Genomic DNA, 24,105 nt, shown 5'->3' with positions numbered 1-24,105 from the left:
TCCGTCAGCGCTCGCGACTGACCGCGCAGAAGAGCCGCTAAACAGGCTGTAATCGCGCAAGATGGATATGACAGTCCACATCATAGCTACACGAAAACTCCGGGAAACATAGGCTTTCTGTGCTACATTGCAGGGTACTTAGCAAAGCGCCCTGCCCCCGGCTGGTCCCCGGAGACAGGGCTGCGGAACGCCGAGCGGTTGGGCCGCCCTGCGCACGACGCACGTGCAGCATGGGCCCCCGCTTGGGGAGAGGCAAGGCCCTGCATGGCACACGTGCTGCCGATGACGAAGCGCGTCGAGGTCGTGGCTCATCTTGTTGAGGGAGCGGGCATCCGCCCCACGTCACGGCTCACGGAGGTGTGCAAGCCGGCGATCTTGGCGCTGCTGCTTCGCGTCGGCGAGGGCTGCGAGCGGCTGCACAACCGGCTGGTGCGCGACGTCGACTGCCGCGCGGTGCAGGTCGACGAGATCTGGAGCTACGTGCAGAAGAAGCAGGCGCGCGTGCAGCCAGGCGACTCGCCCGAGGTCGGTGAGGCATACGTCTTCGTCGGCATGGCGAGCGCGTCGAAGCTCGTGATCTCGTACCGCGTGGGCAAGCGCGACGAGGAGAACACGCGCGCCTTCATCGCGGATCTGCGCGCCCGGCTGGTGACCGTCCCGCAGCTCTACAGCGACGGCTGGCAGCCCTACATCGCCGCGGTCGGCGACTCGTTCGCGGGCTCGGTCGACTACGCCCAGGTCGTCAAGAACTACAGCCGGAAGGCCAGGCGCGACGACGATCACAGGTACGAGCCGCCGCGCGACCCGTTCATCACGCGCACGCCCGTCTACGGCGTGCCCGACGTGAAGCGCGCCAGCACGAGCCACGTCGAGCGGCAGAACCTCACGATCCGCATGCACATCCGCCGCTTCACCCGGCTCTGCAACGGCTTCAGCAAGCGCCTGCCGCACCACAAGGCGGCTGTCGCGCTGCACATGGCGTTCTACAACTTCTGCCGCCCGCACGAAGCCCTGCGCGTCACGCCCGCCATGGAGGCCGGACTGACTGATCACGTGTGGAGCATCGAGGAGCTCGTCGCCCTGGCGCTCTCCGAGGCACCCGCGGAGCCGCCGAAGCCGAAGGCGCTCAAGCTGCCTGAGCCGCCCGCGGGAGCGCCTACGGCGCCCGCCAGGGCCCTGCCGAACGGCCGGGGCTTCCTCCGGTTGGTTGGGTCCGCTCCGGCTGCGCCTGTGGCGCCCACAGAGCCGGAGCCGCCGCCCGCCCCGAAGCCGAGGCGGGGGCAGCTCTCGTTGTTCGGTGACCTGGACGACTAGCTACGCCGATAGCGGCGCGGTCGCTCTACGCGACGCAGGCTCGGATCGAGGGGCGGAGGGAAGCCCGGACCGAAGATGGGCAGAACGAGCTGCCTCATCGACCGGTGCAGCTTCACGCGCGGCGGTTCGTCCGAAGTGTCGAACGAGAGCTTGAAGAGAAGAAGATGACCAGTTGAAGTCTGCGAATGGACAGACTTCATGTGACGTCGAGGGGCCATGATTGCTCCGCTGGCAAAAAGCGGATCAAGCCCCTTGACGTCTGCACCTAGCTTAGTCTAGATACAGATTCGGATGCGGTGGGGCCTAATCCACCGTGACGACGCTTCGGTGTCGGGACGGAGCCAGCGGTCGCTACCCGCTGGCTTTTGTCTTTTCCGCTACCTGGGCGACGTCAGTTGCCGGATGCACCCTACACACGCGTCGCTCCGACCGTCAAGCGATCGCGACACGCCCGGCGCTGCCTGGGGCATCATGCCCTATCTAGTTTTGAGCAGCAATGCTCACTTGTTAGTTTCTGCTAACAGCTACATTGTGCTGTAGTTTCGAGTATATAGCGCCTGGCTTGCTCATCGGCGCCACCGCCGAAGCTTCAGCGCCAGCGCTTCGCGGGCGATCCTGAGCCGGCTCGCCGCTGTGCCGGGGTGCATGCCGCGGGACCGCGCGTACGCGACGAGCGACTCCGGAAGGTCCACGGCGAGCAGGATCTCCCGCTGCCAGTCCGGCAGGTGCGCGAGCGCCTCCAGCGTTTCGCGCGCCTGGAGCTGTGCCTCAAGGCTCGGGCCGGTGTGTTCGCGCAGCAGGCCGAGCGGCTCCGCGTGCAAGACGGCGCGGCGCGTCCACGCGCTGTCGAAGTAGTGCGCGGCCTGCCGCCAGGCGATGCCGTGCAGCCACTTCCGGAGCGCGTCGCGCGGCTTGTCCCTCGGGTCGGGCCGGTACTTGCCTCGCTTCACGGAGCGCCACGCGCCGAGGAGCACCTGCTGCTCGACGTCGGCGCGGTCGCGCTTCGGGATGCCCGCGAGCGTGGCGAGCACGATCCCGCGTTCGGCCAGGATCGCCTCCATCGTCGGCTTCTTCCGGGGATGTCGTGCGGCAGGCGGGCGGCGAGCTCCCTTCCGCCGCTTCGTCACCCGGCCCTCCCGCATGTCGGGCACCTGCCGGCGACGACGGGCCGGCCGAGGATCTGGTCGAGGCTCACCCCCGCGGCCTTCGCGGCGCGCAGGGCCATCGCGTGCGACCCGCCGTTGCCGCTGGCGAGCTGCTGGAGCGTTCCGGCGCTGACGCCCATCACCTCGGCGAGGCATGCCCAGGTGCCGTAGAGCGAACGCAGGGAGCGGACCGCGGCGCGGAGCCGCATGCGCTCCGCCTCAGTCAGGCGGAGCGCGGGGGAACGGGGACGGCGGCGGCGCGCGGGCGCACCTTCGCCTTGCCCACCATCGGATGGGATCAGGTACAACTGCATCGTCGGACCTCGCGTGATCGGGGTTCGGCCACGCAGCCCGGGGTGCTCGTAACACCCGCGGGCTGCACTTCCTGGCGGCCGACCCTACGCGGCGAGATCCCTAGTCGCCACGGTCATCGGGCAATGTTGACCACTGCGGGTCAAAACTGACCATTACCTCTCGACAACCTCAGGGTTGAATTTCAATTCTCCGGGGAGGCTCTCGACGACCTCAGGGTTGAATTTCAATTCTCCGGGGAGGCTCTCGACGACCTCAGGGTTGAATTTCAATTCTCCGGGGAGGCTCTCGACGGTAGTGGCCAAGGTTGAGTGAGCCTGGCCAAGTTTGGCCAGATGAACGGCTCTCATCGCTGGGCTTCGTCCACGAAATAGTGCGGCCCGCGGGTGTTCCACCACCCCGGGCCGCGTGGCTGACACCGCTTGCACGGAGCCGACAGCATGCAGCCTACCGCCCGGTCGGCGTTCATGGCGCGGATTGCTGAGCGGGCAAGCAGGGTTACACCGTCGGGTGGTTCAGTGACGGCAGACCAAGGTCGGCGCTGTCGCCCCATTTGAGCTCACCCGCGTCGCGCCACGGCTTGAGCAGGTCGCCCACCTTGCACATCGCCAGGAACAGCGCCTGAAACGGATCGGAGCCAATCGCGTAGTCGAGAACCGGAGCCTTGAACGACTCCTCAATCTCGATGTCAACGATCCATTCGTTCTCTCGATGAACGGGACTGTGTGGTCTACTGAGCAGTATGCGAACCTTGCGCGTGAAGCTCCCATCATTCGGCGTGAAGTCCAGATGCCTTGAGGCTACCACGTTTCCATCGTGCATGCCCGGCAGATAGGGCAGCGCTGGCGTCAGCGGAAGTTGTTGGCGCAGAAGTTCGTCCATTCCCGTCCGCCCTGATTCGCGGCGGACCAGCACTGCTTCTTGAGCCTCCTGGGGCACGCGAAACGACAAAACATCTCTCGCCGCACGTCATCGTGTCGTGCCGCGCGCCTTGCGCGGCCGGCCGCCCTCGGCGCGAACGCCCGGCGGCCTTGGCTTCGCCCGCTCCTCTCGGTCGTTCCGCTGCGGCAGGCACACCACCCGCACGGCGACGGACATGCCCTCGACGAAGGTCTCGCGCGTCGCGGCGCCGTACTTCAGGCCGCGCGCAGCGGCGTACAAGGTATCCGCGAGCTGGCGCGCGGTGACGCCCGCGGGCGCGTAGGCGGCCACCAGCCCGGAGGCGCGCAGGGCCTCCTCCACGGCCTCGACGAACTGCCCCTCACGCTCGTCGACCATGGGGCCGACGAGCTCCTTCGTGGCGGCGGGGAGATCCGCCGCGTCGGACCCGAGCGCGCCCACGAACCGGCCCACCCACGTGTCGAACGCGACCACGAGCCGCTCCTCCAGGGGGCGCTCCGCGTCCGCGAGGGCGGCCGCGGCGGCGGCGAGCGCGGTATCGAGGAAGTACGCCACCGACGCGCGAAAGAGCTCCTCCTTCGTGGCGAAGTGCAGGTAGAGGCCCTGTCGCGAGACGTTCGCGGCCCGCGCGACCTCGTCCATCGACGTCTTCCGGAAACCGAAGCGCAGGAACACCGTCATCGCCGCGTCCATCAGCTTGCGGCGGCGCACGTCGTCGGCGGGCCTGTCCGTGGAGCTCGCTTCGCTCACGATGAGCAAAGTAGACAGCAAACGCTTCGATTGTCAATGTCAAACTTGACAAACTGAGCTCTAGTTGTAAACATCGTCCGGTGCGCCCGTTCGGCCGTCCGCCTCGTGCGGTCAGCGGGTCTTCGACGCCCTGGGCGACGCCCTCTCTTCAGCGCGGTTCGGCGCGGGCGCCGCTCTGGTCACCATCGCGGTCGGACTCTGGCTCGCCAGGCGCCGCGCCCGGCAGGAGGTCAGCCATTCATGAATGATTCCCAGCGTCGCAAGGGGCTCCGGATCGAGCGGGCGCGCGCTTCCGCGCAGTTCAAGGGCGGCCGGTTCCAGAACCCGTCGGGCGCCGGCCCCGGCATGAACGGCTCGACGTTGCCCGTGATCGGCGAGTACTTCTTCGGTCGCGGCCGGCGGACGCCGCCCGGGCCGCTGCCCCTCGCGCGGCCTCACGAGACCTGGGCGCGGCGGAGCGCGACCGGCCTGCGGGTCACGTGGCTCGGCCACAGCACCGTGCTGATCGAGATCGACGGCCGCCGCGTCCTCACGGATCCGGTGTTCGGCGAGCGCGCCTCCCCCGTCGCGTTCGCGGGCCCGATGCGCTTTCACCCCGTTCCGGCGGCGCTCGAGGAGCTGCCGCCGCTCGACGCCGTCCTGCTGTCGCACGACCACTTCGATCACCTCTGCGCCCCCACCATCGAGGCGCTGGCCCGCACGCGCGTCCCCATCGTCACGGCGCTCGGCGTGGGCGCGCACCTCGAGGCGCTCGGCGTCGACCCCGCGCGGATCACCGAGCTCGACTGGCACGAGGGCGCGGAGGTGGGCGGCGTTCGCTTCACCGCGACGCCATCGCAGCACTTCTCGGGTCGCGGGCCGACGAGCGGCAACAAGACGCTCTGGGCCTCCTGGGTCATCGAGGCAGAGCGGCGCAAGGTCTTCTTCTCCGGCGACACCGGGCTGTTCCCCGAGCTCGCGGACATCGGCCGGAGACACGGCCCCTTCGACCTGGTGATGCTCGAGGTCGGCGCGTACCACCCCGCGTGGGGGGCGATCCACCTCGGCCCCGAGAACGCGCTGATCGCGCACCAGATGCTCGGCGGCGGCACGCTCCTTCCGGTCCACTGGGGCACCTTCAACCTCGCCCTCCACGACTGGGACGAGCCGGCCGAGACGTTGCTCTCCCTGGCGGCCGAGCGCGGCGCGCGCGTCGTGACGCCGCAGATCGGCGCGGCCTTCGAGCCCGAGCACGTCGACGCGCCGACCCCGTGGTGGCGCGCCGTCGCCGGCGCGCGCTGACGGTCGACCTGTCGCGCGAGCCCCTGAGGCCTCGGCTCATCGCGCCGGCGGCGAACCTGACCTACGTCAGCAGCCACGGCGGCCGCCGCGTCGCCTTCACGACGGACCGCCCCGGCACGACGGCCGGCCGCTATTCGGCCGAGGTCGGCGAGTAGCCCGCCCGCGGAGATATCATCGGTCGCTCGAGAAATCTTCGCGCCCTACGCCGGCAGCTCCATGGGCAGGCCAAACGCCGGGAACAGAACCTCGCTCCTCGGCGTGCACGGGCGGCGTGGGCGCGCAGGCGGCGTGGGTTCGTCGGCCCGCCGCGCGACGTGCTACACCGTGGGCTCACGCTGGCCCTCCGGGGCCGTCGCCCCCCGAGCATCGCTATGACTCAGCCCCAGCCCAACAATCCTCTTCACGGCGTCACGCTCCAGATGATCCTCGAGCACCTGGTCGCGCAGCACGGCTGGGAGCAGCTCGGACGCATGATCGACATTCGCTGCTTCAAGTACGATCCCAGCATCAAATCGAGCCTGCAATTCCTGCGACGGACCCCGTGGGCCCGACAGCAGGTGGAGGCGCTCTACGTGCGGGATAAAGCCAAGCCCAGCCCGTGACCGGCCCGCTCGATCGCACGCCGAGCACCGGGATCCGGGAGCGGCGCGGTGTCGTGTTCACCGCGAGCCGGGCGGCGCGCCCGTGACGCACCACGCCTGATCCGATGGCCCCCCGCCCTGTCAAGCATCGCCCTGGGACGACCAGGCCCTCCGACCGCCACGGCGGCCAACGCTGGAGTCAGGCGCCCGGGGCGCGCACGAACTGCTCGTAGACCACGAGCGTGACCGGCTTGTCGTTGGCGACCTTCACGAGGATGCTCTTGACGCGCAGCCATTCGAGGCCGGTCTTGCCGGCGCCCACGCGCGGCACGCCGATCCGCGCGATCCCCGCCCCGGCGGCGTGCGTCACCATCGCGGCGAGCGCGCGCTCGAGCGCGGCGAGCGAGGGCCTCTTCGTCTCGTTCTCCTGGATCGCGAGGCTGTACACCGTGTCGTCGCCCTCGCTCCAGACGAAGGCCTCCCCGAGCTGGAGCTTCCGCTCGGCGCTCCGCTGCTCGAACGCCGGGAGCAGGCCCGGCCAGCGCTTCTTGAACGTCACGGAGATGCCCGTGTCCATCTTGCCTACGCAGCAAACGCCGTGCGCGTACGCGTGAAGATCCGGGGTGTTGAGGAGATCGCCCTTGGTGAAGATCGTCGGCACGCGGGGCACCCTAGCACTTCCGCGGTCAGCTTCGTGAGATGCCGACGGGCCCGCGAAGGTGAGGCGAGGCGCCGCCTACGCCCCCGCCACCTCGAGCGCGCCGATCCGGCCCGTCCGGTACGTCCCGCACCGGCGCCCCCCGTACGAGCCCGCCGTGCTCGCTCCAGCGCGCGGCGTGCTGACGAGCGGCAAGGCTCCGGGAGCGAGCCCACGCGAGCGGCGGGCTCGACGTTCGGTCCGAGCTTGCTCGTTCGCGATGGTCGATCCGTCGCCTCGGGACGCCGTGGTCGCCTCGCTCGCCGAGACGCTTACTCGCGCCGTCACCCTCGGGGATGAGGAGGCGGCCCGGGCCCCGAGCCCCGCCGCGACCAGACCGAGCGCCGCCCCGGCGCGGACCATCGCTCCCGAGGGCTGCGACCCATCGTCGCCCCGGTTCCCCGGGGCGGGCTTCGGCGACGTGGTGCCGACTGCTGGGGATACGATGACCCGTGCGCGCATTTCATGATAGAACGAGACGGCGCTGCGGCTGGCAGCTCCAAGAAATGCTTATGACCGTGAATCCACAGCCGGCGGCGGCTCGCCGCACAGCGAGGCTCCGCCATGCCGGCACCGCAACGAGGAGCTCTCCCATGAGAACCGTCCATCCGTCGATCTCTGTGTTCGCGTTCGCCTGGATGATCTCGAGCTGCATGGCGGCAGCCGAGCCGCACGACGATAGCGATGAAGCCGTCGGCGAGGGCGCAGCGTCTCTCGTCGCCTGCGAGGCGCTGCCCTCCGGCGACATCGTCACGAACGGCAGCTTCGAATTACCGGATCTGCCGATTGGCGGGGTGTGGATTACGTCGTCGCCGACCGCGGTTCCCGGCTGGCGGCCTGCCTATGGCGAGATCGAGCTCCGCGACCGCACGGTCGGCGGGCTCGCCGCGCACGGTTACCAGAACGTCGAGCTGGACTCCTCGATGTCGAGCGGCATCTACCAGGATCTCACGACCATCCCGGGAGCGGTGTACGAGCTTCGGTTCGCCTTCGCCGCGTCCACGCAATGGGGCGGTCCGGACGAGCACGCGCTCGACGTCGTATGGGACGGCGGAGTGGTCGCCTTCCTCACGACCAGCAACCAAAACTGGATCTATTATACCCTTACCGTCATCGCCTCCGGCGCGACGACCCGCCTCCAGTTCAACGATGTGGGCTTCTCGAACGGCATGGGGACGTTCCTCGATCACGTCACCGTGGTCCCCGTCCATTTCGATACGGACGAGGATGGGGTCCCGGACCTGTGCGACAACTGCCCGGCGCAGCCCAACCCCTCCCAGGCCGACGTCGACGGCGACGGCATCGGCGACGCCTGCGAGGTCGAGCCCCAGTGCGTCATCGTGCAGCGCGGCACCTACGGGAGCGTGCAGGATACGTATATCCAGCCCGGGATCTCGTGGCCATACGGCGATTACCCGTATCTCGTCACGACGACGCTGCCGGCGGACGTGAAGGCGGGCGTGCTGGCGTTCGATCTGTCGTTCATCCCGGCGGGATCCAACATCGAATCCGCGGTCCTCACGCTGTCCCACCCGTGGAAGGCGAGCGCCAGCACCATCGAGGTGCACCGCGTGAACGGCCCCTGGCAGGAGTCGACCGTCCACGCCGGCAACTTCCCCGGGTACACCCCGGCCGTGGAGGCCGTGCTCACCACGGTCGCCGAGGCGGACGCCTCCGTGAGCGCCAGCGTGACGCCCCTCGTCCAGGCCTGGGTGGATGGATCCCAGCCGAACTACGGCGTCGCGCTGCAGGACGTGAACGCCCGGACCGACATCCGGTCGAGCGAACATGCGAACGTCGCCCTCCGGCCGAAGCTCGAGGTTTGCTTCACGCCGGCCGAGTAGCGGGGCCGCGCCGGGGCGCGATCGCGCAGCGGCCCCGGGCGATGTCGAGATGCCTGATCGGCGCGCCGATCCCGGCCCCTATCGCCGCCGGAGCGGCCGCTCAGCACGGGATCTCGACGCACTCCCACAGGGCAGCCCCCGTCGGCTGGAGCTCGCAGGTGCAGCTCCAGGGCGGGGAGCATCGAGCGCAGACCTGCCCAAGGAACTGTTCGCAGTGCTGGCCGTCGAGCTGCGAGGGATCGGCCGGGCACTCGAACGGCGGGCAGACGTCGGGCGCCTGGCACGACCACGCGCCGTTCGTGCACCGGCAGATCGGCCCACAAGTCTCGTAGCCGCAGACCAGGCCCTCGGTGTCGCAGCAGCCTCCCTCGGGTGGGAGGGATTTTGGCGGGTGCACGTCGTTCTTCTGACCGGTCTGGGACGAGGAGCAGAGCGTGTCCGTGCCGCTGCACACGCACGACATCGCTGTGCTCTTGCACTGCAGGCTCGGCGAACACTCGGCTCCCGGCGGTTCGGAGAAGGGGATGCAGCTGCCGCCGGCCCCAGCTCCGCCGACCCCAGCGCCCGCAGCCCCCGTACCTTCGGCGCCCGCGCCACCGGCCTCTGTGCTGCCGGTGCTCACGCCGCCGGCGCCCCTCCCGCTCGAGCCCGCGGTCTGCGAGGAGCCCTGGGGGCCTTCGACCGGCGCGCCGCACGCCGCGGCGACCGCGGCGGCCGCGGGGATCAGGGCTGCGGCGACGAAGCGGCGTGCGTGACCCATGTCGCCCACGTTACCACCGCGGGCGACGGCTAGGCATGATGGGAACGCGTCGTCCGCAACGTCGACCCTGCTGGTTCCCGCACCTGCCGACCGTGGCCGTGCAACCGGACGCGTCGGAGCGCGTGAGAATGCCCCCAGCTAACCACGTCGCCCGACGCGCTGCGGGCCCTGCTGGAAGCGCGCGGGCTGCCCGCCTACGAGGGCGCGCTCGAGCTCGAGGGCGTACCTCGAGGCGCTTCGCCATCGAGCTGGAGACGGAGCCCTGGCCGCCCGAGCCACTGCGCCGTCGGCGCGCGAGCAGGGCCGTTCCAGGGGGCTGTCGGATAGCGCATAGAAGAATCTTCAGTCACCCGATACGAGCGGCGCTTCGCCCTTACCTCGCCTCGGCGCCGTTCCGTACATGCGCCGGCCGGAGCGCCGCTGCCCCCCGCCGTGATGGACGCTGAAGCTCCGAAGGCGGCAGGTTGGTACCGCGCTGGGGCACACCATAAAAGGACCCAGTTCCCTGTGTCCCGTGAAGCTCTTGATACTGTTGAAGTATCCGCCGTCCGCTCGGCCGCACCAGCGACGAGGCCCAAGGACTTCCCGGGTACGGAGGAGCGCTCGGGAATAAGCTCAACGATTTCGATGGGTTCAGCTTGGGGCTCGGACCCCCTCGCGGTCGGCTTGGCCCAACGCGGGCCCAACCGGGCCCTTTCGGGGGCCTCGACCTCCGCCGCGACGGGGGCGGAGAGGCCGGCCCGCGCCGGCGCCTGGACGGTCTGTGCGGGGGCGATGGCGGCCTCGGCGCTCGCCGCTCGCGTACCTGGGCCAGCCGGCGCGGGCAGCCCCAGGTGGACCAAGATAGCGGTCACCACCTCGGGATCGTGAAGGTCCGCGATCACCCGACGCCGACCGCCACAAGGGCAGGCGAGGACATTTTCGAGGTACACGCGGCGAAGCAAACGGGCCCAGTCGATACGCGCGCCGACGACCTGCACCACGCCGCTGCCGAGGCTGGTCCTGCCTGGGATCGAGCGCGGCACGTCGCCCTCCTCGGGCACCTCGTCACGCCTCGCGCCCCCATCGACGAGGATCGCCGCCGCGTTGCCGTCCTCCTTCTCCTTGCCCTTGCGCCTCTTCCGCTTCGGGGCGTCGTGGGCTGCCTTCGCCGCCGCAACGCCTCCGCGGCCGTACACCACGACGGCGGCGCGCCACGGCGCGTTCGGCCCGAGCACGCCGCTGAGCCTCAGTAGCGGGCTCGGGCGCGCCCCGTAGATGGATCCCCGCGCGCGACCCTAGTCCGCAGCCGAGCTTTGACCAGACGGCACCGCGCCTCCTGGCGCGCGAGCGCCTCGATACCTTCCGCGTGAGCGCACCGTTGAACGATCTCAGAGCGGGCGGGCACTCACCGAAGGAGCACCGACGCCAGGTCGCCGGCCCGTCCGTAGACCTGGGTCGCCGGTGCTCTCACGCGCCAAGTCTCCCGCTGTTCTCGGGGGCTCGCGGCGCGCGTTCTTCTTCCACCCAATTCGACGGCGTCTTTCGGAATCTCGGTCTTCGACCGCCCTTTCAAAAAGCTGCAGATCAGCGCTCGATACCCTCGAACGCCGATTCAGGTCGCACTTTTCCCCGAGGAGCTCGCATGAATCGTAGTCGTCATTTGTTCTCGGCGCTGTCCTTCCTATCCGCTCTCGTGGTCGTCGCGTGCAGCGACGACGAGAAGGGCAGCAGCGGCTCATCCGGCTCCGGTCCGGAGAACGGCAACGCGGAAGCGCTGCCGTGCGACGTCGACAAGATCCTCTCCACGAAGTGCCAGACCTGTCACGGGGCGTCCCCGAAGTTCGGCGCGCCGTTCCCGCTGGTCGACCGGAGCGATCTGGTCGCGCCCGCGGTGAGCGATCCCAACAAGAAGGTCTACGAGCTCGTCGCCGCACGCGCCCGCGACGCCGCGCGCCCCATGCCTCCGCCCCCAACCGAGCGCCTGACCGCCGCGGAGCTCGCGATCTTCGATCAATGGATCGCCGCCGGCATGCCGGCCGGTAAAGACACGTGCGTCGACCCGGGCGGCGGCGGAACCATCGACCCTCCGACCCTGAGCTGCACACCGGATGTCCTGCTAGCGCCGTCCGCGCCTTACGTCATGCCGAAGGACGTCCAGGACCAGTATATGTGTTATGGCGTCGACGTAGAGATCGGCCAGAAACGACACCTCGTCGGGGTCGTGCCCCGCATCGACAACAGCACCATTGTACACCATATCCTGCTCTTCAAGGCGGATGAGGCGTCTCCCTCGACGCCCACGCCGTGCAATGGGGGCGACATCATGGGGCCTCTTTTGGCCGTCTGGGCGCCCGGCGGCAAGGCCACGGAGCTGCCGCTAGAGGCGGGCTTCCCGCTGGAAGGCACGGCACACTTCACAATCCAGGTGCACTACAGCAACATCAAGGGCCTCGACGGGCAGCAAGACAGCACCGGCTTCGACGTCTGCACGACGACGGAGCTCCGCCCCAACGACGCCGGCATCTTCGCGCTCGGCACGGAAGACATCAACATCCCGCCTCACGGCTCGCTCGACGTGAGCTGCGATTACCAGTTCCCGCGGGACATGGGGGCGATTTCGGTAATCAGTGTTATGCCGCACATGCACATCCTCGGCAAGCACCTGTCGAGCAACACGGTGCCCACGGACGGCAGCGAGCCGAGCAACCTGGGGCTCGCCGATCCGTGGAACTTCGACAACCAGATCTGGTACGATAACGATACCATCCTTCGAGGCGGCGACACCGTGAGGACGCGTTGCGCGTGGGACAACCCGGGCAACAGTGCCGTGGAATTCGGGGAGCGGACGCAGGATGAGATGTGTTATAATTTCGTGATGTACTATCCGTCTCAAGAGCTAGAGTTAAAGGTGGGGGACTTGACTTCTCCGACGGAAGACGTGTCCTGTGTGACGACAAAATAGACCAGCTCGTGCAAGACGCGCGGCCTGTGCCCAAGCGGAGGCGCGCGCCGTTCGGTGAGAGCGCTCGTAAGCCTGGCGAACAGGAGCACCGCGCTCGCCGCCGGGCGCCTTCGAGGGTCTCTTCGATCCGCGCGCCACCCCGAACGGCCGCGTCGATCGCTTCGCTTTCAGCGAGCGGATAGGACAAGCAAACGCGTTCCGCAAAGTCAAGATTCTCGGAGCCGTTCCTGACTCGTGCAGTCCGACTGTACGAGCTCATTGAGAGAACGGGCCTTATGCGATCAGGCAGGCCTTCCACGCCTGAAACGCCTGGGATTACCGCGACGTAGCACCAAGCGGAAGGCATCCTACCGTATAGCTGTACCCTACTGAGCTCGTCCAAACGGCCGCCGTCGCGGTTCGCGGCGCGTCGTGATGGCCGGCGCACGCACCTCAGGGCAGACTTCCCCCCGACCAGGTCGTCGAGCAGCGTCCCTCCCTGTCGGTTTCGTCACGCGGGGTCCGCCGGGTACCGCGCGCGGCACTCCAGCGGCTCGGCGAACAGACGTAAGCGCTTCCCGCGGAAGAGCAGCGCGCGACGAGCTGACCGGGCCGGTTCCATCGCGCCCATCCTGCATCAGCTGACCGACGTTGGGGGCTACGGCGCTTCGCGCAGCGCTTACATAGCTCTGCAGGTCGTCGCGTAGCCATGGCACCTCCCCGCGCAGATATCTAAGCGACGCGTGGACGCCGGAGACGCCGTTCGGAGGATGGATGAACCCGCCCACTGTCTCTTCTGCCAGGATCACCGCCTCGGAGCACGGCCATCCCATGGCGGCGAGCTCGTGCTGCAGCTCGTCGCGCGGAACGGTCCACGTCACGAGGCGGCCCAGGTCGAGCCGCTCCAGCAGCTCACGGGCTACCGCGCTCAGCTCGCTTGAGTTGCGTGTCTGCTCAACCATCGGGCTCAGCTCCGCGTCATCGATATCGCCTGCGTGGCCCGAGGTAATCGGGTAGCGGCGGGGTATGGTTGGTCATGCGACTGGTACGCTCCGCGTTGTCGTAGCCGGGCTGCGCCGCCGACGTCGCGGGGGCTCCCCAGCGCGCTCGGAGGTTGGCGATGAGCTGCGAGCAGCTCGCCCCGCCGCTCTCGCCCTCACCCCGGCGCCGCCACCGCCACCACCGCGCGCTCCCCGCCGTCGCTCCCGGCCAGCGAGACCGCGCACGGGTGCGGCGCGAACCCGCGCGCGAACGCCTCCGACGCGATAGATAGGTGCAGCGGAATCGCCGCGGCGCCGAGATAGCCTATCCGCTGCGCCGGGCTCTCCACCTGCTGCGGATCGCAGAAGAGGTGCTGTGTGCGCACCGAGGCCGCCTGGAGCTCGAAATGGCGGAACGTCTCGAACGTCAGGTCGGTGAGCATCCAGCCGGCGCGCAGCCCGCGCTCGGACAGCGGCGCGAGCGCCGAGCGGAGCGCGGCGGTGAGGCCCGCGGCCTGGAACGCCGATTCGTCGTTGTCCGGGCGGGCCCGCTCGTGCGCGGTGGCCACGCCGACGATCTGCCCCAGGTCGCGGAGCTGGGCGCGACGCGCGACCTCGGGGCGCATGAGCACCACGAACGCCGCGCACTCCCCCGGGATCAGCGCGTCGAGGTTGTCCGGCCGGAAGATCCGCCCCGCGGCGTCGAGCGCGGCGATGCGCGCGGGATCGTAGTCGGTGTGCACGCCGCCGAGCAGCGCCGCGTCGATCGCCCCCCGCCCGAGCGCGTCGCACAGCTCCGGCAGCGCGAACCCCGCCGCCGCGGCCCCGCGCGTCGAGACCTTCACCGCGAGCTCCGGCGCGTGCGCCTGGCCGCGCGCCGCGAGCTCGGCGCCGAGCCGCTGCGCCGGCGCCTCGCCCCCCGGCGGCCGCTGCCCGAGGTGCTCGTCCAGGCACAGCGTCATCTGCATCCGCAGCCCCCGCGCCGCGGGGCCGAGCTTCTCGAGCGCCTCGCCGAGCGCCCGCGCCGCGAGCAGGGCGGCGCGCTGCGCCCCCGTGACGAGCGGATCGAGCGTCGGGAGGAAGCACATCGTGATCGGCTCGCCGCTCCCGTCCACGAGCGGCGCCTCGCGCATCGCGGCGGCCGCGGCGCGGTGCGAGAACGCCGTGTCGATCGACCGCAGCCCGATCGGCGTGACCGCGCCCGCGGCCACCATGACGGCGACCGGCCTCACGCGCGCCCCCGCTCGCGCACGACGACGCGCGCGTCCTTCATCCGCCGCGGCGCCTTGACGTGCGCGCGCCAGACCATCTCGACCGCCACCGGCTTCTGCGGGCCGGTCGCATAGAGATCGATCAGCACCGTGTCGAGGTGCGGCGCGAACGCGGCCGGCGCGCGGTCCTTCACCTGGAACTCGATCTCCACCTGCACCCGCGGCAGCTCGAAGCTGAGCGCCCCCTCGGGCGTCAGGTTGAGCGTCCGCACCGGCTCGCCGCCCGCGAGCGGAGGATCCGCGATGAGGTCCGGCGAGGCGCAGAGGTTGTAGCGAGGGTCGAAGTCCTCGGGCAGGAGCGGCGCGCGGAGCTCCCGCCACGTCGCGTCGTAGGTCCCGGCGTACCGGCGGCGCGGCTCCCAGTGCCGGCCCACGACCCCGATCCCCGCGGGCGGCGGCGCGGTCTTCGCGGTCCGGATCGGGAACGCGGGGTCCTCGATGTTCGGCGCGGGCTGATGCGTGAGCGAGGCCGGCGCGCCCGTGACGCCCATGCCGATCGGGTTGCGCGGCTCCTCGACGATCGCCGCGGGATCCTCGTCGTCCCGCCCGCCCCAGGCGTGGTCGTAGCGCATGTCGATCTGCTCGATCGGCGAAGGCGCGGTGAGGCCGGCGCCCTTGTCGACCCAGAGCCGCCTGCCGAACACGACAAGCGACTTCCGGAGCGGGCCGACCTCGACGCGCACGTCGAAGGACGGCGCCGCCCTGCCGTTCGGCGCGTACGCCCGGGCCACGAAGATCACGTCGGTGGCCGGCTTGAACAGGCACACGTCCGCCGGATAGGCGACGCTCTCCGGCTTGTCCTCCTCCCAGGGCAGATCGGCGAGGCGGACCCCCCGCGCGCGCTCGGGCGGCGAGAGCTCGAAGGCGCCGTCCTCCTGGAGCTCGAAGCTCGCCTTGACGATCGCCACCAGCTTCTCGCCGTCCCGATCGACGAGGAGCTGCGGGTGCGCGGCGAAGTCCGTCTTGTTGTCGAGCGGGGGCTGGTCCATCGCGGGCGCATTATCGACAAGATCGGCGGCCGTGTCTCTCCGGCGGCGCGATCACCGCGCCCCGGCCACCTCGGCGGCGTAGGCCTCGAGGCCGTGGCCGCGCAGCATCGCCTCGACGAGCGCGATCGGCTCGGCGCAGGCGGGGTCGTCGTCGCCCGCCGCGGCGACGACGACCGGCAGCGCCCGGGCCACGACGAGCCGCGCCGCGCGATCGCGCAGCGCGAGCGAGAGCGGCAGCGCGCCGATCAGCCGATGGCCGTGCAGCGCCGCGCGCAGGTAGAAGCGCTCCCGCTCCGGGGCGGGCACGGGGGCCGCGAGCAGCGCGGCGAGCAGGTCGGGCTCGGCCAGCGCGAGGGTCGCGGCCGCGATCCACTGCGCGGCGCGCCGGGCGAGATCCCGCTCGCTCCTCCAGCCGGCGTCCTCGCGCGCCCGCCGCGCCGCGCGCCCGTGCAGCGCGGCGAGCCACGGCCCGAGCGCCGCCGGATCCAGCGGGTCGGGCCGCTCGAAGCGCGCGACGGCGCCGCCCGTGAGCCCCTCGGCCTCGACCGCGGCGGCGAGCGCGAAGAGGCCCGCGGCCACGTCGGGCGGCGGCGCCGCCGCGGCGAGCCGCCGCGACCACGCGACGAGCTCCGCCCGCGACGCGGTCGCGCCGGGCGAGATCGGCGCGCGATCCGGCAGCTCCGCCACGTCGATGCGCTCGTCCAGGTCGCCCCGCACCCGCAGCCGCGGATCGAGCAGCGGGGCGCCGCCGGGGCGGCCCGCGCTGGCCAGCACGCAGGCGCACTCCGCGGCGACCGAGACCCGCACCGACTCGCCGTCGTCGACGAAGCTGGCCGGGAAGGTCCGGCACCCGAGCGGCTTCGCCTCGGGCCCGCCGATCGCGTGGAGCGAGCAGCGCCCCTCGCCCTCGAGGTAGGCGCACCGGCCGTCCCGCATCGCCACCACCGAGGCCGCGCACGGCCACGTCCCGCGCTCGGGCGTGAAGGCCCGCTCGTGCCGGGCGCCGCCGCTCAGGACGTCGGGCCGCAGCGCCCGCGCCCGCGCCGCCTCCTCGGGGTCGAAGAGGATCGAGGCGTAGATCCGGCAGCAGCTCCCGCGGCCGTCGCAGTGCAGGCCGAAATCGGGCAGCACCTCCAGCGGGCGCTCGCGGCCGTCGCGCTCCTCCGGCGCGCGCGCGGGCCTCGCCCCCGCCGCCGGCTCCCAGCGCGCCGCGCCCTCGCCGGCGGCCTCGGCCTCGAGCAGGCCCGCGGCGTGGAGCTGCGCGAGGAACGCGTGCGCCGCGGGAGCGCGCGCGTGCGCGCCCTCGCGGGCCGCCGCGATCACGATGCCCTCGACGTCGCGCGTCCCGTCGGCCGCGGAGAGCAGGACCCACTCCCGCGCGCCGAGCTGGAGCAGCTGCCCGGAGCGGACGTCGTGCAGGATGATCCGCTCCTCCTCGCCGACGAGGTGGCGCCGCACGAGCACGTGGGCGGCGAGGCGAGGGCGCGCCGGCAGCGTGTTCGGGCTCACCCGAGCACGCTAACCGACGCCGGCGGCCGCGCGCCACCGAAACGAGGCAGGCGGGCCCCGCCTCGCCCTGCCTGCCCGCGACCGTGCGGGCCCCTCAGCGCACGCACTTCACCCATGCGGCCGTGAAGTGGTTCCACTTGCCGCTTTCGCCGGCGTTGAACCCGGTGAAGCCATCGTCGAAGTTGAGCGCCCAGGCCGCCGGAGCGTTCCTCACGGCCGTGTGCGAGGCCCAGTACCAGTCATTGCTGCGGGCGCCGTACTGCGTGTCCGGGAACATCGTCCGATGGATCGACGGCGCCACCTGGGCTTCATCGACCAGGGTCGCGAGCTCCCGGATGCTCGGCAGGCGCCAGGCGCGATCGTTGAGATCGAGCGTCGCGCAGTAGCTCTCCGCCTCGGCCCACGTCATCGTGGTCGGCGAATAGCCCTGCTGCCAGACGAGGCCCGTGTAATTGTCCATCACCTCGCCGGGCGACACGACGGTGTACTGGTCGGGCGGAGCCACGGCCGGGCTGCTCGGCGCCTCCCCTTCCCCGTTGCCTCGCACGCAGCGCAGGCTCGCCGCGGTGGCCTTGGAGGTTGCGTTGCTGACGATCCCGTCGCTCAGGTTGAAGGCCCACGCATAATCGCGCCCGGCGCCGGCGCCGGCCTGCCGGATCGTGAGGATCCAGTCGGACGACGTCTTGTGGAAGCCTCCCCTCGCCCCCGGGAATGCGGTCTTGTCGATGGCCGGGCTCTGGGTGAAGTCCACGATCGACGTCATCTCGATGCGGGTTGGAAGGCGCCAGTCCGAGGACCCGCCGAGCGTCAGCTCGTCGCAATAGCGGATCGCCTGTTCCCACGTGTACGCCTCGGAGGGAGGGCTCTGCTGCCACTCGAGGCACGTCACGTCGTCGCGCACCACGCCGCCCCCGAGATCGGTGTGGCTCGCGGGGTTGGGCAGGCCGCTGCCCGCCGGATTGGGCATCGGCCAGCACGCCCACTTGTGCGAGCCGCAGGCCGCGGCCTTGCCGCAGGTGTCGGGCGCTCCGCCGCCCGCGCCCGTCGCTCCCCCGTCGCCCGGCGCGCCGCCGCCCGCGGTGGTCTCCGCACCGCCGGCCCCGCTGCTCGCGGCGGTCCCCGCGTCACCGGCCCCGCCGCCCGTCTCCGGGGCGCCCCCGGTCGCCAGGGCGCCGCCCGTCCCCGATGCGGCGCTCTCGGTGAGCGCGTCGCCGCGATCGCCGGCATCCACGCTCCCGCCGGCGTCCCCGCCGGTGGAGCACGCCGCGGCCGCGAGCGCCAGGCAGAGCGCCGTTCCCCTGCCGGCGCGCGCGGCCGTGCTGGACATCGCCAGGGTCGCGTGAAAGACCCACCGCTTGCTTCGATTCACAGGCACCTCCGTCAAGTCAAGCCGGCGCCGCGTCGGTGGAGCTCACTCCTGGGTCATGAGAGAGAGAAAAACCACAGAGGCACAGAGGGTACAGAGGGAAGAGATAAGTAAAAAAGTCTCTTTCTCTCTCTTCTCTTCCCTCTGTGCCCTCTGTGCCTCTGTGGTTCAAATTCTCTCCCATCACGGGATCGGGGACGGGCCTCGTAGGCGCAGCGCCGGTACACAAGAGACAAACAAGCTCGAACCGCACCAACCTATCACACGCCGCGCCACCAAGGTCAATGTGCGCACCGAAAGAAGACCTCGTTTCTCACCGATCACGCCCCAACACATCTGCGCTGCGCGGGGTCGCAGGACCGGCGCGCCTTCCGCAGGCCCACCGACGCTGCACGCGCGACAGGACGGGCGCGCGCTCTCGTGCGCTGGCAAATCTTCAACCAGCCGGCAAAGCGCGGGTGGCTCGAGCTTCTGGTGATTGAATCCGAGGTGCTCGAGCGACCCGGTCAAGAACGAAAGGAATTCATCGCACCTCGATCGCGGCCGGCAGGCGACTCGTGAGGACCGGCCGGCCTCTGCCCCGAAGCCGTTCTCCTGCGCCGCTGCGGACAGCGCGCTCCAGGCGAGCTCGTTCATGGGTCGTCGCCCTCGGGATCGCCGCGATCGCCAGGGCCCACTTTCGCTCGCTCCATCCAGGCGCCATGGAGCGCGCATGCCGCTCTCGAGCAAGAAGACGTCCATCGGCAGCTCCAGCAACAGCAGGCCGAAGAACAAGAACAAGCGACATCACTGGAAGCGCTACCGCGGCCAGGGCAAGGCACATCACGGCTAGTCCCGGCCGCCAGAAGTCCGGCCAGGGATGGCCGGACTTTCTGCACCGCTTCGCGGCACCTCCGCGCGGGCGAAACCAGCCTTGTTTCCTCGGGGATCCGCGACGCCCCGCACCCCGGCGTCCGCTTGGCGGCCGCCCTGGTTCGGCTCGGGATGAGGTGGCGGCCAGACGGTGGCGTCAGCCCTGTTGCCGTCGCTTGGCGCGATGGCGAAGCACCACGCATCGATTGTTGAGTGAGCAAACTGCGGCAGTCGATGATGGCGGCAGCGGACTTCGTCCCCGAAGACCACGCCCCCGCTGCTGCAGCGCTCACCGCGGCACGTCAGCGCACCCGCAGCTGCGCCGCCGATTCACCGAGCTTTTCGCCCTGCGCATCGACGACATGCAGCTTGTACGTTCCGGCGCTGGCCGGCACGGCGATGGACGTAGCGTCCCCCGCCGCCTTCGTCATCGTCGCGCCCTCCGTGAACGTGCCGGTGCCGGCCGGCGCGAGCCACACGGTGTTGGCCGCCGCGCCGGTGCTCCTGATCTTGATTGTCTTGGTGCCAGACGCCACCGAGGCGCTCGCCGGGAACACGTAGTCTTGAACCGCGAGCAGGCTGCTGGGGATGATGCCCCGGTGCTCTTCCTGGACGCCGGAGCTGAGGCAAATTTCGTATTGCGCCGCCGGCCACATGTTGTCCGGCACCGCGACCGGCGGGTCGATCCTGCTATCGGGCGGGTTGATGCCCATCTTGTTCACCGTGGCGTACGTCCTCAGGATAGTGAGGTGGTGCTTGGCCCCGAAATCCTCGCAGTTGATCGTGTATTTTACGCCGGGATCGATGTCGAGCACGTTGTCGTTCTGCGTGATGTACGCGCTGCCCTCGTCGTTGTGCAGGCCGTACGTGGGGCCGCTCGTCGCGGGCGGAATGCCCTTGACGTAGTTTTCGTTGATGGTCGTGCCCGGCATCTGACCTAGCGTGTAGACCGCGCCGCTGTCGTGCAGCCTGCTCAACGTATCGATGAATCGATTGTTGTTGATCGCGTTGTCTTTACAGGTGGTCGAGTCGGGGAAGTTCCGCCATCCCCACCCCAGGTTGATGCCGTTGTAGGCCGTCTTTTGGATCTGGTTGTAGGTGATCTTCAGGCCATCGACGAAGAACGCGGTGATGCCCGAATGGCCGCCGAAACCGGGCAGTGAGCTCACGTCGTACAGCAGGTTGTTGCTGATGGTGTCGTTCTTACAGATGCCTTCGACCCCCGGGCCGAACTTCTGGTGCGGGCCGGTGTCGCCCACGTACAGGTGCTGCGGGTGGCCGACCGTGATGCCGCTGCCGGCGATGTCGGTGATGTAGTTGCCAACGATGGTGGAATTTACGACGTCGTTGATGAAGGAGATCCCTTCATTGCCGCTGTGCTTCACCACGTTCCCGACGAAGTCGATCGAGTCGGCGTTGTTGACCGTGATCATCCCGGGCAGCGTGTCGGTGATTTCGTACTTGCTGTTGTGCCAGTTGCCGTCGCCGTAAGCGACGTAGATGGTGGCGCCCTGTACCGTCGCTTTGCCGCGCGACTCGCCCACGCTGTACAGGTTGTAGTCGGTGTTGGCGAAGGTGATGCCCTGAAAGGTGATGTTTTCGACGCGGCTGGCGGTGGAGTCGCCGGCGATGTCGATCAGCTTCTCTGCGATCGGCGCCTGCACGTCGACTCGAGCCATGTCTTCGCCCTGCCGCGGGTAGTAGTAGAGGGTGCCGGTCGTCTTGTCGAAATAGAACTGACCGGGCGAGCTCAAGAACTCGCGCGCGTTGTAGATCGTGTGAGTACCAGACACGCTAAACCCCGAATTCCAACCCGGGGTTTGCGCGATGGCGCCGTAGGGCTGCTGAAAGAGCAGCGCGCGGAAGTTGTCTTGCGTCGTGGTGACATCGCGAACGCAAACGATATTCTCGTTCCACGTGGTGCCGTTCACGATCTCGAGATCGTCCATATTGCTGGCGATGGCCGGTACCGCGTCGAGGTCGTACTTGGCGCCATCACTGCCGCTGCCGCTCGCCCAAGCCCAGCTCTGCTGCCCGGCCGTCACTCTGTACGTCCCGACCCCTCCGCGCGACGTGACCCGCTTGCTCGTCATCAGGGCACGAGCATCGTTCACGTACAGGTTGCGCAGCTTCGTCGTTCGGTTCAGCTTGGCCTTGTAGATATTGCCTGTGTCCGGCGTCCATCCGGTCACCTGCGTCGCGCCGTTCAAAACGGGCTTTTCCCCGGGGTAAGCCTGATAGTAGATGCGGTGGCCATTCGTGCCCGAGTCCGACGGCGTGAAGGCGATGGCGTCGGTGAGGCTGTACGTGCCAGCTCGGAGGTAAACGTAGATGTCGCCGGTCATGTCGGCGTTGACGGTGCGGACGACGTCGCGCGCCCTGGTGACCGTCTTGAACGGCGCGCTGGCCGTGCCTGGATTGTCGTCGCTGCCGGAGGGCGACACGTAGTACGCCGCTTGCCGCGTCCCGGTCTCGTCTGGAACCTCGCCGCCGCCGCCCGCTCCGCCACCGGCCATCGCGCCGGCGCTGCCGCCGCCCCCGGCCTCTGCCGCTCCTCCGGCTCCCGCAGTGGCGTCGGCTCCGCCGGTTGCGCTGCCGCCAGCCGAGCTGTCACCGCCAGCCAGGTTGGGGCTCGTTCCGTCCGATGAACAAGCCGCCAACCCAGCGAACGCCGTGAGCGATGCGGCGACCAGCAGCTTGACGTGACGAACGTTGGAATCGAGACTCTCACGCATGATTATTGCCTCGAACGTAAGGTGATCCAGCCGCCGACGCGAAGCACCGCGCTGCCTCCAGATCACGTCAACTCAGCAAGGGATCGACCCGCGGCGATGCTGCCGCGAGCGTTGCTAGGGCCTCGCGAAGGAGCGGTGCGTCGCGAAGCAGACGTCGCGAAGCAGGCGTCGCGAAGCGGAGACGCCAACCGAGCATGTGCGCCGGCACGCCGCGCGGCGATAGGCGCTGCATCCCTGCCGAGGGCCAAGCCGCGCCGCGTTGGACCAGCTCCCACCGGCCGTGGCGTGAAGGCGGCCCCTTCGATGCATGAATGCGTTGTTGATGCAGCGTCCCTTTTCCAGGAGGGAGGCGGATCGCGTAAGGAATTTTCCGTCACCTGAGGTCAGCGTGGCGATTCGCCCTTGAAATTCTCGAATCGTCTTCCATCCAGGCGGCAAGTGCGCCTTGCTATGTCATCCCATCGGAGCCCAACTGCTGCTTCCTCCCCTGCATGCGCCTCACCTTGAAGCCAGGAGCACGACCGGCACCGTGAACGTGCATGAGGAGAAAGGCCCGGTACGCATGGCGCACCTATCCAGGGCTAGGCGAGAGAATACCCAGCGCGAAATGTTAACGTTAACATGGCCGACGTCAAACGAAATCGACCGGCGCGCATGTCCTCGATCCCGAGGGGTGCGCAGCGGCGGCGGGCCGAGGCGGCCGCGTGAAAGAAACGTCTGGCGCCGCTGCTGGCGTGCTTGGACACAGCTGCCTGACACCGGGCAACTGTGCCCAGGTCGAGACTATTCGCTCCAGCGCGCGCGGCCGGCCGCGCGCCCCACGAGCGCGGCGGCCGCCACCGCGCCGCGCGCCCGCAGCGTCGCCCGGGGCAGGCGCGGCTCGCGCGGCGGCGCCACGAACGCCTCCAGCCACGCCTCGGCCGGCGGCCGCGCCAGGACCCCGCCGAGATCGAACAGCGCGAGATCCTGCACGCCGGCCGTCACCGCGACGGCCACGTCCTCGCGCAGCTCGGCGACCGAGCGGTAGACCGGCTCGTCGCCGAGCGCGCCCCTCCCCACCGCGCCGACCGAGACGCCCGCCCTCGGACCGAACCGCCGCGCGGCGGCGCGGCACGCCCAGGCGAGCAGCGCGACCGCGTCGCCCCGGCCGAGCGCGCCGCGCGAGTAGCCCTCGAACAGCGACGTGTACAGCATCGCGCCGACCCGCCCCCACGGCGGCGCCGACACGGGCGTCCCGAGGATCCGCTCCCAGCCGCCCGCCGGCCCGTCGGCCAGGATGAGCGGCACGATCGCGGCCGAGGTCGCCGCCCCGCGGCCGTGGATCGCGCCCGCCATCTCCACATACGCGCGCTGCGCGTCCCGCCACCGCGCGTCCCGGTCGCGCGCGCCCGCCCGCGCTCCCCGGACCCCGCCGCCGAGCAGCGCGATCGCCCCGCGCCCGCCGTCGAGCGCCCGGCGCACGTCCTGGATCGGCGGCTCGAGATCGACCGCTATCTCCGCCGCCGCGAGGCCGCGCGCGTCGAGCGCGTCGAGCAGCCGCGCGACGAACGCGCCGAACGCCGCCGCGTTGCCGGCGCTCGCCCAGCGCCCGTCCTCGTCCGCGATCATCGGCCACACCGCCACCCCGACCCCCGCGTCCGCGCACGCCGCCGCGAGATCCGGCAGGCCCGCGGCCGTCTCCGGCCGCACCGCGATCGCGAGCTCCAGCCCGTACCGCCGGAGGAGCGCGAGCGTCCCGGGCGCGCGCACCACCTCGAGCGGCAGGAGCTCGCTCCAGATCCGGCGGCGCGGCGTCACGCCGGCCGCCCGCGCCGCGGCGCCGCGCGCGTGAAAGCGCCGCCCGCGCCCCGGCCCCGCCGTTTCCTTTCGAACCCCGGGCAGCGCCCGCTACACTCG

General features: G+C 70.1%; 19 protein-coding genes and 1 pseudogene. 7 read left to right on the top strand and 13 right to left on the bottom strand.

What is annotated here, in order from left to right; translation table 11 throughout:
• Positions 1-282: 282 nt before the first annotated feature.
• The gene (locus tag NQZ70_RS19395; protein WP_129581398.1) at positions 283-1,314 is read left to right on the top strand and encodes an IS1 family transposase; all 1,032 of its coding nucleotides are present in this window, start codon (positions 283-285) and stop codon (positions 1,312-1,314) included.
• 566 nt (positions 1,315-1,880) lie between these two features.
• Here NQZ70_RS19395 and NQZ70_RS19390 read toward each other — a convergent pair.
• The 5 genes from NQZ70_RS19390 to NQZ70_RS19370 all read right to left on the bottom strand — a co-directional run bounded on the left by NQZ70_RS19390 (position 1,881) and on the right by NQZ70_RS19370 (position 4,442).
• Entirely contained in the window at positions 1,881-2,441 is a 561-nt protein-coding gene (locus NQZ70_RS19390; RefSeq protein ID WP_129575124.1) for an RNA polymerase sigma factor, read from the bottom strand.
• Positions 2,438-2,668: a transcriptional regulator gene (locus NQZ70_RS19385; RefSeq protein ID WP_237244456.1), complete on the bottom strand. Its 231-nt coding sequence runs from the start codon at positions 2,666-2,668 to the stop codon at positions 2,438-2,440. Before NQZ70_RS19385 ends, NQZ70_RS19390 begins: the two co-directional genes overlap by 4 nt.
• A 258-nt stretch (positions 2,669-2,926) precedes the next feature.
• The gene (locus NQZ70_RS19380) at positions 2,927-3,076 is read right to left on the bottom strand and encodes a hypothetical protein (protein ID WP_207217892.1); all 150 of its coding nucleotides are present in this window, start codon (positions 3,074-3,076) and stop codon (positions 2,927-2,929) included.
• A gap of 193 nt (positions 3,077-3,269) precedes the next feature.
• On the bottom strand, positions 3,270-3,653 hold the full coding sequence (locus NQZ70_RS19375; RefSeq protein WP_129575535.1) for a DUF6968 family protein: 384 nt from the start codon (positions 3,651-3,653) through the stop codon (positions 3,270-3,272).
• A gap of 87 nt (positions 3,654-3,740) precedes the next feature.
• On the bottom strand, positions 3,741-4,442 hold the full coding sequence (locus NQZ70_RS19370; RefSeq protein ID WP_237245438.1) for a TetR/AcrR family transcriptional regulator: 702 nt from the start codon (positions 4,440-4,442) through the stop codon (positions 3,741-3,743).
• 219 nt (positions 4,443-4,661) lie between these two features.
• On the opposite strand from NQZ70_RS19370, the gene NQZ70_RS19365 reads away from it, so the two are divergent.
• From NQZ70_RS19365 to NQZ70_RS19355, 3 genes are all read left to right on the top strand, one after another.
• Positions 4,662-5,702: an MBL fold metallo-hydrolase gene (locus NQZ70_RS19365; protein ID WP_129575533.1), complete on the top strand. Its 1,041-nt coding sequence runs from the start codon at positions 4,662-4,664 to the stop codon at positions 5,700-5,702.
• Complete coding sequence (locus NQZ70_RS19360; protein ID WP_129575532.1) at positions 5,672-5,857, top strand: hypothetical protein; 186 nt, start codon at positions 5,672-5,674, stop codon at positions 5,855-5,857. The genes NQZ70_RS19365 and NQZ70_RS19360 overlap by 31 nt, the downstream gene beginning before the upstream one ends.
• A gap of 216 nt (positions 5,858-6,073) precedes the next feature.
• Entirely contained in the window at positions 6,074-6,304 is a 231-nt protein-coding gene (locus tag NQZ70_RS19355) for a VF530 family DNA-binding protein (RefSeq protein WP_020735680.1), read from the top strand.
• A 178-nt stretch (positions 6,305-6,482) separates the two neighbouring features.
• Here NQZ70_RS19355 and NQZ70_RS19350 read toward each other — a convergent pair whose 3' ends face one another.
• Positions 6,483-6,944 (bottom strand): macro domain-containing protein, encoded by a 462-nt coding sequence (locus NQZ70_RS19350; protein WP_129575531.1) that lies wholly within the window; start codon positions 6,942-6,944, stop codon positions 6,483-6,485.
• A 629-nt stretch (positions 6,945-7,573) separates the two neighbouring features.
• Between NQZ70_RS19350 and NQZ70_RS19345 the strand changes: the two genes are divergently transcribed.
• The gene (locus NQZ70_RS19345) at positions 7,574-8,824 is read left to right on the top strand and encodes a DNRLRE domain-containing protein (protein ID WP_165374049.1); all 1,251 of its coding nucleotides are present in this window, start codon (positions 7,574-7,576) and stop codon (positions 8,822-8,824) included.
• 100 nt (positions 8,825-8,924) lie between these two features.
• Here the strand turns inward: NQZ70_RS19345 and NQZ70_RS19340 are convergent, their stop codons facing one another.
• A complete protein-coding gene (locus NQZ70_RS19340; RefSeq protein ID WP_129575529.1) occupies positions 8,925-9,584 on the bottom strand; it encodes a hypothetical protein in 660 nt (219 codons plus the stop codon).
• A 1,624-nt stretch (positions 9,585-11,208) separates the two neighbouring features.
• On the opposite strand from NQZ70_RS19340, the gene NQZ70_RS19335 reads away from it, so the two are divergent.
• Positions 11,209-12,528: a peptidylglycine alpha-amidating monooxygenase gene (locus NQZ70_RS19335; RefSeq protein WP_129575527.1), complete on the top strand. Its 1,320-nt coding sequence runs from the start codon at positions 11,209-11,211 to the stop codon at positions 12,526-12,528.
• 749 nt (positions 12,529-13,277) lie between these two features.
• Complete coding sequence (locus NQZ70_RS19330; protein WP_165374048.1) at positions 13,278-13,448, top strand: hypothetical protein; 171 nt, start codon at positions 13,278-13,280, stop codon at positions 13,446-13,448.
• Between the two features lie 215 nt (positions 13,449-13,663).
• Here NQZ70_RS19330 and NQZ70_RS19325 read toward each other — a convergent pair whose 3' ends face one another.
• From NQZ70_RS19325 to NQZ70_RS19300, 6 genes and pseudogenes are all read right to left on the bottom strand, one after another.
• Entirely contained in the window at positions 13,664-14,719 is a 1,056-nt protein-coding gene (locus NQZ70_RS19325) for a beta-ketoacyl synthase N-terminal-like domain-containing protein (protein WP_272828781.1), read from the bottom strand.
• Complete coding sequence (locus tag NQZ70_RS19320) at positions 14,716-15,747, bottom strand: DUF2169 domain-containing protein (RefSeq protein ID WP_129575526.1); 1,032 nt, start codon at positions 15,745-15,747, stop codon at positions 14,716-14,718. Before NQZ70_RS19320 ends, NQZ70_RS19325 begins: the two co-directional genes overlap by 4 nt.
• 51 nt (positions 15,748-15,798) lie before the next feature.
• Positions 15,799-17,256 carry a YkgJ family cysteine cluster protein gene (locus NQZ70_RS19315; protein WP_237245435.1) on the bottom strand — a complete coding sequence of 486 codons (1,458 nt, stop codon included), beginning with the start codon at positions 17,254-17,256 and terminating at the stop codon, positions 15,799-15,801.
• A 94-nt stretch (positions 17,257-17,350) separates the two neighbouring features.
• Complete coding sequence (locus tag NQZ70_RS19310) at positions 17,351-18,625, bottom strand: DUF1566 domain-containing protein (protein ID WP_237245434.1); 1,275 nt, start codon at positions 18,623-18,625, stop codon at positions 17,351-17,353.
• A 1,157-nt stretch (positions 18,626-19,782) separates the two neighbouring features.
• Positions 19,783-21,924 (bottom strand): annotated as a pseudogene (locus tag NQZ70_RS19305) (right-handed parallel beta-helix repeat-containing protein); the annotation flags it as partial.
• Between the two features lie 1,068 nt (positions 21,925-22,992).
• Positions 22,993-24,006, bottom strand: coding sequence for a hypothetical protein (locus NQZ70_RS19300; protein ID WP_129575525.1), 1,014 nt, complete (start codon positions 24,004-24,006; stop codon positions 22,993-22,995).
• Positions 24,007-24,105: the final 99 nt, after the last annotated feature.

The organism is Sorangium sp. So ce836 (assembly GCF_028553905.1).
Lineage (GTDB): Bacteria > Myxococcota_A > Polyangia > Polyangiales > Polyangiaceae > Sorangium > Sorangium cellulosum_D.
This window is presented reverse-complemented; position numbering and strand designations above follow the sequence as displayed.